Annotated in this window: 13 protein-coding genes; 6 read left to right on the top strand and 7 right to left on the bottom strand. The window is 58.5% G+C overall.

Annotation, left to right across the window (positions count from 1 at the left end):
- Positions 1–89 precede the first annotated feature (89 nt).
- Both clcA and erpA read left to right on the top strand, forming a co-directional pair.
- Positions 90–1,496 (top strand): H(+)/Cl(-) exchange transporter ClcA, encoded by a 1,407-nt coding sequence (gene clcA / locus RTX96_RS14300; protein WP_103820659.1) that lies wholly within the window; start codon positions 90–92, stop codon positions 1,494–1,496.
- 81 nt (positions 1,497–1,577) lie between these two features.
- Positions 1,578–1,922, top strand: a complete 345-nt coding sequence (gene erpA / locus RTX96_RS14295) for an iron-sulfur cluster insertion protein ErpA (protein ID WP_103820658.1) — start codon at positions 1,578–1,580, stop codon at positions 1,920–1,922.
- A gap of 107 nt (positions 1,923–2,029) precedes the next feature.
- On the opposite strand, the gene RTX96_RS14290 is transcribed toward erpA, so the two are convergent.
- Genes RTX96_RS14290 through mtnN form a run of 3 tightly spaced genes read right to left on the bottom strand, consistent with a single transcriptional unit; the run spans position 2,030 to position 4,158 of the window.
- The gene (locus RTX96_RS14290) at positions 2,030–2,653 is read right to left on the bottom strand and encodes a TRIC cation channel family protein (RefSeq protein ID WP_312671421.1); all 624 of its coding nucleotides are present in this window, start codon (positions 2,651–2,653) and stop codon (positions 2,030–2,032) included.
- A gap of 13 nt (positions 2,654–2,666) precedes the next feature.
- Positions 2,667–3,467: a vitamin B12 ABC transporter substrate-binding protein BtuF gene (btuF, locus tag RTX96_RS14285; RefSeq protein ID WP_312671420.1), complete on the bottom strand. Its 801-nt coding sequence runs from the start codon at positions 3,465–3,467 to the stop codon at positions 2,667–2,669.
- The gene (mtnN, locus tag RTX96_RS14280; protein ID WP_103820655.1) at positions 3,460–4,158 is read right to left on the bottom strand and encodes a 5'-methylthioadenosine/S-adenosylhomocysteine nucleosidase; all 699 of its coding nucleotides are present in this window, start codon (positions 4,156–4,158) and stop codon (positions 3,460–3,462) included. Before mtnN ends, btuF begins: the two co-directional genes overlap by 8 nt.
- 82 nt (positions 4,159–4,240) lie before the next feature.
- Here mtnN and dgt point away from each other — a divergent pair, with 82 nt between their 5' ends.
- The 3 genes from dgt to cdaR all read left to right on the top strand — a co-directional run bounded on the left by dgt (position 4,241) and on the right by cdaR (position 8,638).
- Positions 4,241–5,755 carry a dGTPase gene (gene dgt / locus RTX96_RS14275; protein WP_103820654.1) on the top strand — a complete coding sequence of 505 codons (1,515 nt, stop codon included), beginning with the start codon at positions 4,241–4,243 and terminating at the stop codon, positions 5,753–5,755.
- 137 nt (positions 5,756–5,892) lie between these two features.
- Positions 5,893–7,323 carry a serine endoprotease DegP gene (degP, locus tag RTX96_RS14270; RefSeq protein ID WP_103820653.1) on the top strand — a complete coding sequence of 477 codons (1,431 nt, stop codon included), beginning with the start codon at positions 5,893–5,895 and terminating at the stop codon, positions 7,321–7,323.
- Positions 7,324–7,480: 157 nt separating this feature from the next.
- Entirely contained in the window at positions 7,481–8,638 is a 1,158-nt protein-coding gene (gene cdaR / locus RTX96_RS14265; protein ID WP_103820652.1) for a DNA-binding transcriptional regulator CdaR, read from the top strand.
- Between the two features lie 86 nt (positions 8,639–8,724).
- On the opposite strand, the gene RTX96_RS14260 is transcribed toward cdaR, so the two are convergent.
- The 4 genes from RTX96_RS14260 to map all read right to left on the bottom strand — a co-directional run bounded on the left by RTX96_RS14260 (position 8,725) and on the right by map (position 13,620).
- Positions 8,725–9,114 carry a DUF3461 family protein gene (locus RTX96_RS14260; RefSeq protein ID WP_103820651.1) on the bottom strand — a complete coding sequence of 130 codons (390 nt, stop codon included), beginning with the start codon at positions 9,112–9,114 and terminating at the stop codon, positions 8,725–8,727.
- 111 nt (positions 9,115–9,225) lie between these two features.
- Positions 9,226–10,050 (bottom strand): 2,3,4,5-tetrahydropyridine-2,6-dicarboxylate N-succinyltransferase, encoded by an 825-nt coding sequence (gene dapD / locus RTX96_RS14255; protein WP_042390607.1) that lies wholly within the window; start codon positions 10,048–10,050, stop codon positions 9,226–9,228.
- Positions 10,051–10,080: 30 nt separating this feature from the next.
- Entirely contained in the window at positions 10,081–12,753 is a 2,673-nt protein-coding gene (gene glnD, locus RTX96_RS14250; RefSeq protein ID WP_312671419.1) for a bifunctional uridylyltransferase/uridylyl-removing protein GlnD, read from the bottom strand.
- Between the two features lie 72 nt (positions 12,754–12,825).
- Positions 12,826–13,620, bottom strand: a complete 795-nt coding sequence (gene map, locus RTX96_RS14245; protein WP_103820649.1) for a type I methionyl aminopeptidase — start codon at positions 13,618–13,620, stop codon at positions 12,826–12,828.
- 323 nt (positions 13,621–13,943) lie between these two features.
- On the opposite strand from map, the gene rpsB reads away from it, so the two are divergent.
- Positions 13,944–14,669 (top strand): 30S ribosomal protein S2, encoded by a 726-nt coding sequence (rpsB, locus tag RTX96_RS14240; RefSeq protein ID WP_103820648.1) that lies wholly within the window; start codon positions 13,944–13,946, stop codon positions 14,667–14,669.

The following is a 14,669-nucleotide window of genomic DNA, read 5'->3' as shown; positions in this document are numbered from 1 at the left end:
TGGTTGGTAGAGAAGGTAAGTGGGCTATTCTAAGGTATTCCGCGTTTGTTATAAAAGGATCGCCCAGGTAAACTACCTGCCTTAATTGTATGACTAATTCATTTTCGGCTATGAAAATAAAAACCAATGCAATGCGAACGCGGCGGATCCTCCGTCTGTTGCAGCGAGATAAAACGCCGCTGGCGATTTTGCTGATGGCTGCGCTGGTGGGAACCCTCGCAGGCGGGGTCGGCGTCGCCTTTGAAAAGGCGGTTAACGCGGTCAGCCTCTGGCGACTCGGCACGGTGGCGCAGTTCGCTGATAGCGCCGCGTGGTTCATGTGGCCCCTGGTCTTTGTGCTCTCGGCGCTGCTGGCGATGGGGGGGTACTTTCTGGTACGCCGTTTTGCCCCGGAGGCGGGCGGTTCGGGTATTCCCGAGATCGAAGGGGCGCTGGAGGAGCTACGTCCGGTGCGCTGGTGGCGCGTCCTGCCGGTAAAGTTTATTGGCGGCATGGGCACGCTGGGGGCGGGCATGGTGCTCGGCCGCGAAGGGCCGACGGTGCAGCTCGGGGGCAACGTGGGCCGTATGGTGCTGGATATCTTCCGCATGCGCAGCAAGGAGGCGCGGCATACCCTGCTGGCCACCGGTGCGGCGGCGGGGCTATCGGCAGCCTTTAACGCCCCGCTGGCCGGGATCCTGTTTATCATTGAGGAGATGCGCCCGCAGTTTCGCTACGACCTCATCTCGATTAAGGCGGTCTTTACCGGTGTAATTATGTCGAGCATCGTATTTCGCTACTTTAACGGCGAGGCGGCGGTGATCGACGTAGGTAAGCTAAGCAATGCCCCGATCAACACCCTCTGGCTCTACCTGGTGCTGGGGATGATCTTTGGCTGCGTTGGCCCGCTGTTTAACACCTTAGTCCTGCGTACCCAGGATCTCTTTGGTCGCCTGCACGGCGGGCAGATTGGCAAATGGGTGCTGATTGGCGGGGCTATCGGCGGCCTGTGCGGCGTGCTGGGGCTGATAGTGCCTGCGATCTCCGGGGGTGGCTTTACGCTGATCCCTGTTGCGGCGGCGGGCAACTACACCGCCGGGATGCTGCTGTTTATCTTCGTTGCGCGGGTGATTACCACGCTGCTCTGCTTCTCGTCCGGCGCGCCGGGAGGCATCTTTGCCCCGATGCTGGCGCTGGGCACGCTGCTGGGTACGGCGTTCGGCATGGCCTGCGCGGAGATATTTCCGCTCTACCATCTTCAGGCGGGCACCTTCGCTATCGCCGGGATGGGGGCGCTGCTGGCCGCCTCGGTGCGCGCGCCGCTGACCGGTATCGTGCTGGTTTTGGAAATGACTGACAATTATCAGCTCATTTTGCCAATGATTATTACCTGCCTGGGTGCCACGCTACTGGCACAGTTTTTAGGCGGTAAGCCGCTCTACTCCACGATCCTCGCCCGCACGCTGGCCAGACAGGGGGGCGATCCTGACGGCAAGCCTCGCCAGGAGAATACTTGAACGATTTACCAGGGTAATGGATAATATTCATAAAGATCGGGCGGGTTAACGCCCGCATCGCCGTATCAATGGGAGTTTAAAATGAGTGATGACGTAGCGCTGCCTCTGCAATTTACTGAAGCAGCAGCAATTAAAGTAAAAAGCCTGATCGCGGATGAAGATAATCCGAACCTGAAACTGCGCGTCTACATTACCGGCGGCGGTTGCAGCGGCTTCCAGTACGGTTTTACCTTTGACGATCAGATCAACGATGGCGATATGACCATTGAGAAGCAGGGCGTAGGTCTGGTTGTGGATCCGATGAGCCTGCAGTACCTGGTCGGCGGCGCGGTGGACTACACCGAAGGGCTGGAAGGTTCCCGCTTTGTGGTCACCAACCCGAACGCCAAAAGCACCTGCGGGTGTGGCTCCTCGTTCAGCATTTAAAGCGCACCACGCGCGCCGTAGGCCGGGCAAACAGCGTGCCGCCCGGCATTACAGCGGTGGCATGGTAACGCCCGTGGCGCTACGCTTACCGGGCCTACAAACTGGTTTTAGCCTCGATTCTCATCCAGCGCAAAGGTAGGCAGCTTCAGGTGCCAGCGGATCGCCGCCAGGCGAATCACCAGCGTGACCACCATCCCCAGCATACTGGCGCTCTCCAGCGGGACGGCAAAGGTATAGAACGCCGTCGCGTGGACGATGCCGCCGATAATGCAGGCGGTGGCGTAGATTTCAGTGCGCAGGATCATCGGTATCTCCCGCGCCAGCACGTCACGAATAATCCCCCCGCCGACGCCGGTCAGCACGCCCATGCAGATCGCCACCATCGGCCCGGTCTCTGCCAGAAAAGCCTTATTCACGCCGATGCCGACAAACACCGCCAGCCCGACGGCGTCCAGCACCGGCAGCACCCACTTCGGTAGCCTGCGCGGCTGGCGCACCAGCAAAATAGTGAGCAGGCAGGTGACCATCGCCACCACCAGGTCGGTGGGATCTTTGACCCAGAACACCGGGCCATGAGCGAGAGCCATGTCGCGGATTGTGCCGCCGCCGATAGCGGTGACCACGCCTAACACCAGCACGCCGAAGGGATCCATACGCAGCTTTCCAGCCAGCAGAACGCCAGAGATGGCGAACACGGCCGTGCCGATGATATCCAGCCAGTAGACGAGCATCGCTTATCCTCGATTATTTAACCGCCGCCAGCGCGGTACAGAGTTGTTTTGCGGCGAGGATAATACGCGGGCTTGCGCGTTCAAACCAGTCGCTGTTGAGGGAGATAAGCGGAATTTTGAGCTGTTTATCCCAGAATTGCGCAACTTCCGCGGTCTGAGCAGCATTTCCTGCAAAAACAATCGCCTCGGGATGGCGGGACAGCACCTGTTCACGGCTGACCTGCGGCCAGGGCACCGGGCTGGCGGCAAAGATATTCTCGCCTCCGCACAGCTCCAGCACTTCGTTCTGAATTGAGCCTTTGGCGCTGGTAAAGAGCGGGGTGCCGCCAAACTGCATAAACACTCGCCTGGGCGTGGCGCGGGCGTAGCGGGCCTTTAGCTCGGCGTAGTCGGCCAGCAGCGCGTCGGCAGCATGGTTAGCCTCTTCAGGAGCAGGGCTGTAGGGAGCCAGCTGGCGCAGCGCCGTCGCGATCTGCTCCACGGTCTGCGTGTCGATCCACAGCACCTTGATGCCAAGACCTGTCAGCTGGTTGACCTGCCGCTCGGCATTGCCGCCGCGCCAGGCGAGCACCAGATCCGGCTTGAGCGCGACGATACGCTCGAGGTTGATCCCCTGCCAGCTGGCCACATGCTCGATCTTCTCCGCAGCAGGTGGATAGTTGGAGAAGCTGCTCACCCCGACCGGCACGATCCCTGCCGCGAAGGCAAGCTCGGTGTTGGCAGGGGAGAGGGTGACCACCCGGGGGGCGGCCAGCACCGACCCCGCCGCCAGCAGCAGGAGGGCGACCAGCGCCCTAACGCAGCGATTAGCCACGCGCCAGCTTCTGCACCAGGGTTTCAACCATCAGGCTGGACTGCTTCGCCGCCACCGTCAGGAACTCGTCGAAGCTCAGGTGCGATTCGCGGTCGGCCACGTCGGAGATAGCGCGAACCACCACGAAGGGCACGCCGAAGCTATGGCAGACGTGAGCGATAGCGGTCGCTTCCATCTCCACGGCCACGGCCTGTGGGAAGTGGCTGCGGATCTTTTCCAGACCGGCAGCGCCGTTGATAAAGGCGTCGCCGCTGACGATCAGTCCGCTGGCGGCGTTGAGGTTGTGCTCAGCGATGCAGGCTTTGGCAGCGGCAATCAGTTTCTCATCGGCCTTGAAGCCCGCCGGGCAGCCTGGCAGCTGACCATATTCGTAGCCAAACGCCGTTACGTCGGCATCGTGGTAGCGCGCTTCGTCGGAGACCACGATGTCGCCCACGTTCAGGGTTGGGGCCAGGCCGCCGGCGGAGCCGGTGTTGATGATGGCATCTGGCTGGCAGCGCTCCAGCAGCAGGGCCGCGCCCATCGCCGCCGCCACTTTACCGATGCCCGATTTCAGCAGCGCAACGTCAACGCCATGCAGCTGGCCAGTGTAAATTTCGCTGCCGCCCACGCTGTGGGTCTGACGGTTTTCGATTTTGTCGCGCAGGAGCGCAACCTCTTCTTCCATTGCACCAATGATGCCGATTTTCATAGATTTACTCGCGATAAGCCAGATTTGAGGGCATAGTCTATCATGCGCTTAAGGGGAAGCGCATTGCTCAGGGGGAGAGGATATGGCACAGATCGATTTCCGCAATAAGATAAACTGGCATCGCCGCTACCGTTCACCCCAGGGCGTGAAAACCGAGCGCGAAGTGTTACGCATCTTCGAGAGCGATCGCGGCCGGATCGTTAACTCGGCGGCCATTCGCCGCCTGCAGCAAAAGACCCAGGTTTTCCCGCTGGAGCGCAACGCGGCGGTGCGTACCCGGCTGACCCATTCGCTGGAGGTGCAGCAGGTGGGGCGCTACATCGCCAAGGAGATCCTTAGCCGCCTGAAGGAGATGCGCCTGCTGGAGCGCTACGGGCTGGATGAGCTGACCGGCCCCTTTGAGAGCATCGTTGAGATGGCCTGTCTGATGCACGACATCGGCAATCCGCCGTTCGGCCACTTTGGCGAGGCGGCAATCAACGACTGGTTTCGCCAGCGCCTGCACCCGCAGGATGCTGCCAGCCAGCCGCTGACCAGCGATCGCTGCGAGGTCGTCTCCCTACGCCTGCGCGACGGTGAGGAGGCAGCCAACGAGCTACGGCGCAAGGTGCGCCAGGATCTCTGCCACTTTGAGGGCAACGCCCAGGGGATCCGCCTGGTACACTCCCTGATGCGTATGAACCTTACCTGGGCCCAGGTAGGTTGCATCCTGAAATATACCCGTCCGGCCTGGTGGCGGGGCGAGCCGCCCGCCAGCCACAGCTATTTAATGAAGAAGCCTGGCTACTACTTCTCCGAAGAGGAGTATGTGGCGCGGCTGCGTAAAGAGCTGGATCTGGATACCTGGAGCCGGTTCCCGCTGACGTGGGTGATGGAGGCGGCAGATGATATCTCCTACTGCGTGGCCGATCTGGAAGACGCGGTAGAAAAAAACATATTTACCGTGGAACAGCTCTACCAGCATCTCTATAACGCCTGGGGGCCGCATGAGAAAGGATCGCTATTTTCGCAGGTAGTAGAAAATGCCTGGGATAAATCGCGCGCGAATTCCCTCAGCCGCAGCGCGGAAGATCAGTTCTTTATGTATCTGCGGGTCAATACCTTAAATAAGCTGGTGCCCTATGCCGCCCAGCGCTTTATCGATAATTTACCGCAGATCTTCTCTGGCGAATTTAATCATGCCCTGCTGGAGGATGACAGCGGCTACAGTCAACTGCTTGAATTGTATAAGAGCGTGGCGGTTGAAAACGTCTTCTGCCACCCCGATGTAGAGCAGCTGGAGCTGCAAGGTTATCGCGTGATCAGCGGGCTGCTGGATATTTATCGCCCGCTATTACAGATGACGCTGGCAGACTTTACCGAGCTGGCGGAAAAAGAGCGGGTGAAGCGTTTCCCAATTGAAACTCGCCTGTTTCACAAGCTCTCGGGACGCCATCGTCTGGCCTACGTTGAGGCGGTGGGTAAGTTATCGCGTGATGAAACTGATTTTCCGGTTCTGGAATATTATTACCGCTGCCGCCTGATTCAGGACTATATCAGCGGGATGACCGATCTCTACGCCTGGGACGAGTACCGGCGGCTGATGGCGGTTGAATAATATCTAATCGATTGTAAAGATGCTCAATAAATTTTTACTTTTAACAACACGTTATACAGGAACTTCGCGCTATAAATTGACTCTTACCGATACTTACACCGCTGTTTTGCGTTATCAGTAAATAGAGATTAAGCGACATGAAAAAAACCACGTTAGCAATGAGTGCCCTGGCTCTGAGTTTAGGTTTGGCCCTGTCCCCGCTGTCCGTATCAGCGGCCGAGACCGCCTCAGCGACCCCCCCATCACAGCAGATGCCAAGCCTGGCACCGATGCTTGAAAAGGTGATGCCCTCAGTAGTGAGCATCAACGTTGAAGGCAGCACGACGGTAAATACCCCGCGCATGGGGCGTAACTTCCAGCAGTTTTTTGGTGAAAACTCACCGTTCTGCCAGGACGGCTCTCCGTTCCAGAGCTCCCCGTTCTGCCAGGGCGGACAGGATGGCGCTGACGATGGTGGACAGCAGCAGAAATTTATGGCGCTGGGCTCCGGCGTGATTATTGATGCGGCAAAAGGCTATGTTGTGACTAACAACCACGTGGTCGATAACGCCAGCACCATTAAGGTCCAGCTGGGCGACGGACGTAAGTTTGACGCCAAGGTGGTAGGTAAAGATCCGCGCTCCGATCTGGCCCTGATCCAGATCCAGGATCCGAAAAACCTGACCGCCATTAAACTGGCTGACTCCGACGCCCTGCGCGTGGGCGACTACACGGTGGCGATCGGCAACCCGTTTGGCCTCGGTGAGACGGTGACCTCGGGTATCGTCTCGGCGCTGGGCCGCAGCGGCCTGAACGCCGAGAACTACGAAAACTTTATCCAGACCGATGCGGCGATCAACCGCGGTAACTCCGGCGGTGCGCTGGTGAACCTCAACGGTGAGCTGATCGGTATCAACACTGCGATCCTCGCCCCGGACGGCGGTAACATTGGTATCGGCTTTGCTATCCCGAGCAACATGGTGAAAAACCTTACTGCGCAGATGGTGCAGTATGGTCAGGTGCGCCGTGGCGAGCTGGGTATTCTCGGTACCGAGCTGAACTCTGAGCTGGCGAAGGCGATGAAGGTTGACGCTCAGCGCGGGGCTTTTGTTAGCCAGGTCATGCCGAACTCGTCGGCCGCGAAAGCCGGCATCAAGGCAGGGGATGTGATCACCTCCCTGAACGGGAAGCCCATTAGCAGCTTCGCGGCGCTGCGCGCGGAAGTCGGCTCGATGCCGATCGGCAGCAAGGTCTCTCTGGGTCTGCTGCGCGAAGGCAAGCCGGTTACCGTCAGCCTTGAGCTACAGCAGAGCAGCCAGAACCAGGTTGACTCCAGCACCATCTTCAACGGCATTGAAGGCGCGGAGATGAGCAACAAGGGGAACAACCAGGGCGTCACCGTCAGCAACGTGAAGGCGAATAGCCCGGCGGCCCGCATCGGCCTGAAAAAAGGCGATGTGATCATTGGCGCCAACCAGCAGCCGGTGAAAAACATTGCCGAACTGCGTAAAATTCTCGACAGCAAGCCGTCGGTGCTGGCGCTGAATATTCAGCGTGGGGATACTTCTCTCTATCTGCTGATGCAGTAACCGCATTACCCCCTTCTCCGCCCGGGGAAGGGGTCTCTTCACAGAATCTGTGAGGCTTTCCACAACTCCACACTTCCGCATGGTGCTTTGTGCTTTTGCACAATGCAGCGCGCTGGCAACTGCCTTATTCTTGTGATCTGCTCAGGGGAGGGATTACATGGCTGGCTGGCATCTTGATACCAAAATGGCGCAGGATATCGTGGCGCGTACCATGCGCATTATCGATACCAACATCAACGTGATGGATGCGCGCGGACGCATTATTGGCAGCGGCGATCGAGAGCGTATTGGGGAATTGCACGAAGGCGCGCTGCTGGTGCTCTCTCAGGGGCGCGTGGTAGATATCGATGACGCGGTTGCCCGCCACCTGCACGGCGTGCGCCAGGGGATCAACCTGCCGCTGCGTCTGGAGGGGGAGATTGTCGGGGTTATTGGCCTGACCGGTGAGCCGGAGACCCTGCGTAAGTATGGCGAGCTGGTCTGCATGACCGCCGAGATGATGCTGGAGCAGTCCCGCCTGATGCATCTGCTAGCCCAGGATAGTCGCCTGCGCGAGGAGCTGGTGATGAACCTGATCCAGGCCGAGGAGCACACGCCCGCCCTGACCGAGTGGGCGCAGCGTCTGGGTATCGACCTTAATCAGCCGCGCGTGGTCGCGGTGGTGGAGGTCGACAGCGGCCAGCTGGGGGTCGACAGCGCGATGGCCGAGCTACAGCAGCTGCAAAATGCGCTGACCACGCCGGAGCGTAACAACCTGATCGCCATCGTCTCCCTCACCGAGATGGTGGTGCTAAAGCCCGCCCTGAACTCGTTTGGCCGCTGGGATGCCGAGGATCACCGCAAGCGGGTTGAGCAGCTGATCGCCCGCATGAAAGAGAACGGCCAGCTGCGCTTTCGCGTCGCGCTGGGCAACTACTTTACCGGGCCGGGGAGCATTGCCCGCTCTTACCGCACGGCGCGCACCACCATGATGGTGGGCAAGCAGCGTATGCCGGAGAGCCGGAGCTATTTCTACCAGGATCTGATGCTGCCGGTGCTGCTGGATAGCCTGCGCGGCGGCTGGCAGGCCAACGAGCTGGCCCGTCCGCTCACCCGACTGAAGGCGATGGACAACAACGGCCTGCTCAGACGGACGCTGGCGGCGTGGTTCCGCCATAACGTGCAGCCGCTTGCCACCTCAAAGGCGCTGTTTATTCACCGCAATACGCTGGAGTACCGTCTGAATCGTATCTCGGAGCTCACCGGGCTGGATCTAGGGAATTTCGACGACAGGCTGCTGCTCTATGTGGCGCTGCAATTAGACGAACAAAGATGATTTTTGCCCGGTGGCGCTTCGCTTACCGGGCCTACACGCGAGGTTCTGTAGGCCTGATAAGCGGAGCGCCATCAGGCGTAATGCACTTACTTATTACGCGTTAACTTCTCAAGGTCGGATTCGATCTCGTTGATCTTGTTGGTCACCACGCTCTCAAGGTGGCGGAGGTCATCAAGGATCTTCCGTTTCAGGTCGATCTCGCTGCGATCGCGCTGGCAGATCTGATCCAGCTCGTCGATCACGTAGCGCAGGTTTGGGCTGATCTCCTGCACCTCTTTATAGCCCTGGCCGACGCCATCGGCGACGACGGTTTTACGCTGGCGTGGGTACTTAAACTTCACGCTTTTAGCAAAAAACTCGCCCTTGTCCTTATGAAAATAGATTTTCAGAATATCGTTATTGGCCTCCTGGCGAAGGCTATAGCGATCGATTTCATCCGGATTGGTGATGCCTAAACTTTTCAGATTATCGTACATAGCGGTACCCTTAAGCTCAACATAACCTATGAATAATTAACGAAAAATTCTATTTTAGCCACCGGCAAATGTAAAAAAAGCGGGGTAGCCCCCGCTTTTTTTTATCGCGCATTAGTCGATGGTACGCAACAGTTCGTTAATACCAACTTTGCCGCGCGTCTTCGCATCGACCTTTTTCACGATAACCGCGCAATAGAGGCTGTATTTGCCATCTTTTGACGGCAGGTTGCCGGAGACGACCACCGAGCCGGCCGGTACGCGACCGTAGTGCACTTCACCGGTTTCACGATCGTAAATACGGGTGCTCTGGCCAATGTAGACGCCCATAGAGATCACCGAACCCTCTTCGACGATCACGCCCTCAACAACCTCTGAGCGCGCACCGATGAAGCAGTTGTCTTCGATGATAGTTGGGTTAGCCTGCAGCGGCTCAAGCACGCCGCCGATGCCTACGCCGCCGGAGAGGTGAACGTTTTTACCGATCTGCGCACAGGAGCCAACGGTGGCCCAGGTATCAACCATTGTGCCTTCGTCAACGTAGGCACCGATATTGACGTAGGAGGGCATCAGTACGGTGTTACGGGCGATAAACGCGCCCTGGCGCACGGCTGCCGGAGGAACCACACGGAAGCCCTCTTTCTGGAAGCGCGCTTCGTCGTAGTTGGCGAATTTCATCGGCACTTTATCGAAGTAGCGGCTTTCGGCTCCGTCGATAACCTGGTTATCGTTGATACGGAAAGAGAGCAGCACCGCCTTCTTCAGCCACTGATGCGTTACCCACTGGCCGTCGATCTTCTCTGCGACGCGCAGCGCGCCGGAGTCCAGCAGGGAAATCACCTGGTTTACCGCTTCACGGGTCACGGTATCCACATTCGCCGGCGTGATCTCGGCGCGACGCTCAAAAGCGGACTCAATAACGTTCTGTAACTGCTGCATTGTTAAACTCTTTCCATATAAATAAACACACTACCCTTTATCGTTTGGATTGAGGGCCTCTGTCAACCGTTGTTGCACTTCCTTCTGCAGCACATTATTAAGACCACGCCGGTCGGCGGTAGCGATTATAAATAAATCTTCTACTCGCTCACCAATTGTCGAAATTCTCGCCCCGTGGAGCGAGATGCCAAGATCGGCAAACACCTGGCCGACGCGGGCGAGCAGGCCGGGTTGGTCGAGGGCGATAAGCTCAAGAAAGCTCTTTCTGTCGGTATGGGTCGGCAGGAAGTTGACCTCGGTATCGACGGTAAAGTGGCGCAGCCTCGGCGGCTGGCGGCGCGGCTGCGGCGGCTGCCAGCTGCGCTGGGTAATGGCCTGGATCAGCCCCTGCTGGATCGCTTCGTGACGATCCGGGGAGAGCGGGCTGCCGTCCGGCTCCAGCACGATAAAGGTATCCATCGCCATGCCGTCGCGGGTGGTAAAGATCTGCGCGTCGTGAACGCTCAGATTACGCCGGTCCAGCTCGGCGCAGACGGCGGCAAAGAGGTAGGGCCGGTCAGGGCTCCAGATAAAGATCTCTGTCCCGCCGCGCGTCGCCTGCGGGCTAAGCAGGATCATCGGTTGGCTGAGATCGTGCCGCAGCAGGTGGCGAGCGTGCCAGGCCAGCTGGTTTGGGCTGTGGCGGACAAAGTAGTTCGCCCGGCAGCGCGCCCAGATATGGTGCAGCGCCTCTTCGTTGATGTTGTCCATCCGCAGCAGGGCCAGCGCCTGCAGCTGATGGTGGCGCACGCGTTCGCGCATATCCGGCGTGCTCTGCACTCCCCGACGCAGCTGCTTCTCAGTAGCAAAGTAGAGCTCGCGCAGCAGGCTCTGCTTCCAGCTGTTCCACAGGGTTTCGTTGGTGGCGCAGATATCCGCCACCGTCAGGCAGACCAGGAAGCGCAGGCGATTTTCGGTCTGCACCTCTTCGGCAAACTGCTTGATCACCTCGGGATCCTGAATATCGCGGCGCTGGGCGGTGACGGACATCAGCAGATGCTGACGCACCAGCCAGGCCACCAGCTGTGTCTCCCGCGAGTTGAGACCGTGCAGCTCGGCAAACTTCAGCACGTCCTGCGCGCCGAGCACCGAGTGATCGCCCCCGCGTCCCTTGGCGATATCGTGGAACAGGGCAGCAATTAAGATCAGTTCAGGGTGGCTGAGGCGCGGCCAGAGATCGACGCAGAGAGGATGCTTCTGCCGCGTCTCCTCCTGGGCAAAGCTCTCCAGCTTGAGCAGGACGCGAATAGTGTGTTCATCTACCGTATAGGCGTGGAAGAGGTCGAACTGCATCTGGCCGACAATGTGCGACCACTGGGGCATATAGGCCCACAGCACGCTGTGCCGGTGCATCGGCAGCAGGCCACGGCTCACCGCGCCGGGATGACGCAGCATGCTGAGGAACAGGGTCCGCGCCTCGGGAATATAGCACAGCGGCTGGGTCAGATGGCGGCGGGCGTGGCGCAGGTGACGCAGGGTAGTGGAGTAGATGCCGGTGATGCTGCTGTTACGCACCATCATATAGAACATGCGCAGGATCGCCTGCGGCTCGCGGATGAACAGCGTCTCGTCGCGCAGATCGATCAGCGTGCCGCGCAGCTGGAACTCATCGTCAATGGGGCGGGGCTTCTCGTCGGTGGTCAGCGCCAGAATCGCCTCATCAAAGAGCTGCAGCAGCATCTGGTTCAGCTCGGATACCCGACGGGTAACGCGATAGAAGTCCTTCATCATCTGCTCAACCGGTTCGTTGCCCTCGCCAACGTAGTTGAGCCGCTGGGCGACGCTGAGCTGGCGGTCAAACAGCAGACGGTTGTCGTAGCGGTTAAGCTCCAGGTGGAGGGCGAAGCGAATACGCCACAGCAGGTGCAGGCACTCGTTAAGCTCGTTACGCTCGGCCTGGGTTAAGAAGCCGAAGCCTACCATCTCGCTCAGGGAGGTGGCCCCGAAGTGGCGGCGCGCCACCCACTGAAGGGTATGAATATCCCGCAGGCCGCCGGGGCTGCTCTTAATATCCGGCTCGAGGTTATAGCTGGTGCCGTGGTAGCGCTGGTGGCGCTCGGTCTGCTCGGCGACCTTGGCGGCAAAGAAGGTCTCTGAAGGCCAGAAGCCGTCGCTAAAGATGTGCTTCTGTAGCTCAAGGAAGAGGGCGACGTCGCCAATCAGCAGGCGGGACTCAATCAGGTTGGTGGCCACGGTGAGATCGGCAAGCCCCTCCAGCAGGCACTCTTCCAGGGTGCGCACGCTGTGGCCCACCTCCAGCTTCACGTCCCATAGCAGAGTCAGCAGCTCACCGATCTTCTGCGCCTGTTCGTCCGGGAGCTTTTTACGGCTGAGGATCAGCAGATCGACATCGGAGAGCGGGTGCAGCTCGCCGCGGCCGTAGCCGCCCACCGCCACCAGCGCCGCGTCGCCGTACTCGGCGAAGCCATACTCCACCCACAGGCGCTGCAGGAGCTGATCGATAAATTCGGTCCGGGCTTCAATCAGCTGCTCGGCGGAGAGACCCTGGTCAAAGACGTGGCCCAGCCACTGCTGGAAGGTGTCGATATGCGCCTTGATATCCGCGCAGTTCAGGCTGCTCTGCGGCCAGGAGGAGGGGTTAGCAGGCTGGCCGGGGAGGGAGGGCGCCGTGTGGCTAAACTGTTCTGAAAGAGTGTGGCTCATATCGCGTTGCGCTGCCCCCAATATAAGTAAAAGCTATCGCCATAAAAAAAGCCGGCAATCGCCGGCTTCTTATCATTCATTGTGCGAGAGTATCGCCGGGATGGTGTCATCCTTGCGGAGCGTCATAATTTCGCAGCCGTTATCTGTCACCACAATAGTATGCTCATACTGCGCCGACAAGCTTCGGTCTTTGGTTTTTACCGTCCAGCCATCTTTCATGGTGCGGATACGGTAGTCGCCCGCGTTAACCATCGGCTCGATGGTGAAGGCCATACCGGCCTGCAGCACCACGCCGCCGTCGTCAGCATCATAGTGCAGCACCTGCGGCTCTTCGTGGAAGCCACGGCCAATGCCGTGCCCGCAGTACTCGCGCACCACGGAGAAGCCTTCCGCTTCGACAAACTTCTGGATCGCCGCGCCAAGGGTGCGCAGGCGGATGCCCGGCTTCACCATCTTCAGCGCCAGGTAGAGGCTCTCCTGGGTCACTCGGCAGAGGCGCTCGCCCAGAATGGTCGGCTTGCCAACGATAAACATTTTTGAGGTGTCGCCGTGGAAACCGTCTTTGATCACGGTGACGTCGATGTTAACGATATCGCCATCTTTCAGACGTTTCTCGTCGTCAGGAATACCGTGGCACACCACTTCGTTAATCGAGATGCAAACGGATTTCGGGAAGCCGTGATAGCCGAGGCTGGCGGAGACCGCGTGCTGCTCGTTAACGATGTGATCGTTGCAGATGCGGTCCAGTTCGCCGGTGCTTACGCCCGGTTTAATGTGCGCTTCGATCATCTCCAGCACTTCTGCAGCGAGGCGGCCCGCCACGCGCATTTTTTCGATATCTTCCGGGGTCTTAATTGGGATAGCCATGCATTCTGTCCATCAGCGTCGATGTCATTGACAATAAACGTCATCAACAATAATTGTGTAAGTGCTGTCAATGTTACCAGTCCGAGACATAACCTGCCAAATTGAGAATTCCTGGCAGCACGCTACGCCAACAACTATTGGAGTCCGCGCCGTTTTTATGGTATAAAGCGCGCCGGACTTCCGTTCCTTGTGGAGCGGGGGCCACAAATCTCACTTTGTGTAATAACACACACGTATCGGCACATATTCCGGGGTGCCCTTCGGGGTCGGTAATATGGGATACGTGGAGGCATAACCCCAACTTTTATATAGAGGTTTTAATCATGGCAACTGTTTCCATGCGCGACATGCTCAAGGCTGGTGTTCACTTCGGTCACCAGACCCGTTACTGGAACCCGAAAATGAAGCCGTTCATCTTCGGTGCGCGTAACAAAGTTCACATCATCAACCTTGAGAAAACTGTACCAATGTTCAACGAAGCCCTGGCTGAGCTGAACAAGATCTCTTCCCGTAAAGGTAAGATCCTGTTTGTTGGTACTAAGCGCGCTGCGAGCGAAGCGGTGAAAGAAGCGGCTAACAGCTGCGATCAGTTCTTCGTGAACCATCGCTGGCTGGGCGGTATGCTGACCAACTGGAAAACCGTTCGTCAGTCTATCAAACGTCTGAAAGACCTGGAAACTCAGTCTCAGGACGGTACCTTCGACAAGCTGACCAAGAAAGAAGCGCTGATGCGCACCCGTGAGCTGGAGAAGCTGGAAAACAGCCTCGGCGGTATCAAAGACATGGGCGGCCTGCCGGACGCACTGTTTGTTATCGACGCTGACCACGAGCACATCGCAATCAAAGAAGCAAACAACCTGGGTATCCCGGTATTTGCTATCGTTGATACCAACTCCGATCCGGACGGCGTTGACTTCGTTATCCCAGGTAACGACGACGCAATCCGTGCAGTTAGCCTGTACCTGAGCGCTGTTGCTACTACCGTTCGTGAAGGCCGTTCTCAGGATCTGGCTTCCCAGGCGGAAGAGAGCTTCGTAGAAGCTGAATAA

The sequence above is a fragment of the Pseudescherichia sp. genome (assembly GCF_032052675.1).
Classification (GTDB): Bacteria; Pseudomonadota; Gammaproteobacteria; order Enterobacterales; family Enterobacteriaceae; genus Pseudescherichia.
Note: the sequence above shows the minus strand (reverse complement) of the source record. Positions and strands in the feature narration are given on the sequence as shown.

Excerpts from the sequence above, each read along its gene's own strand:
- clcA (WP_103820659.1), top strand. The coding sequence starts at position 90 with ATGACTAATTCATTTTCGGCTATGAAAATAAAAACCAATGCAATGCGA.
- erpA (WP_103820658.1), top strand. The coding sequence starts at position 1,578 with ATGAGTGATGACGTAGCGCTGCCTCTGCAATTTACTGAAGCAGCAGCA.
- RTX96_RS14290 (WP_312671421.1), bottom strand. The coding sequence starts at position 2,653 with ATGCTCGTCTACTGGCTGGATATCATCGGCACGGCCGTGTTCGCCATC.
- mtnN (WP_103820655.1), bottom strand. The coding sequence starts at position 4,158 with ATGAAAATCGGCATCATTGGTGCAATGGAAGAAGAGGTTGCGCTCCTG.
- dgt (WP_103820654.1), top strand. The coding sequence starts at position 4,241 with ATGGCACAGATCGATTTCCGCAATAAGATAAACTGGCATCGCCGCTAC.
- degP (WP_103820653.1), top strand. The coding sequence starts at position 5,893 with ATGAAAAAAACCACGTTAGCAATGAGTGCCCTGGCTCTGAGTTTAGGT.
- cdaR (WP_103820652.1), top strand. The coding sequence starts at position 7,481 with ATGGCTGGCTGGCATCTTGATACCAAAATGGCGCAGGATATCGTGGCG.
- RTX96_RS14260 (WP_103820651.1), bottom strand. The coding sequence starts at position 9,114 with ATGTACGATAATCTGAAAAGTTTAGGCATCACCAATCCGGATGAAATC.
- dapD (WP_042390607.1), bottom strand. The coding sequence starts at position 10,050 with ATGCAGCAGTTACAGAACGTTATTGAGTCCGCTTTTGAGCGTCGCGCC.
- glnD (WP_312671419.1), bottom strand. The coding sequence starts at position 12,753 with ATGAGCCACACTCTTTCAGAACAGTTTAGCCACACGGCGCCCTCCCTC.
- map (WP_103820649.1), bottom strand. The coding sequence starts at position 13,620 with ATGGCTATCCCAATTAAGACCCCGGAAGATATCGAAAAAATGCGCGTG.
- rpsB (WP_103820648.1), top strand. The coding sequence starts at position 13,944 with ATGGCAACTGTTTCCATGCGCGACATGCTCAAGGCTGGTGTTCACTTC.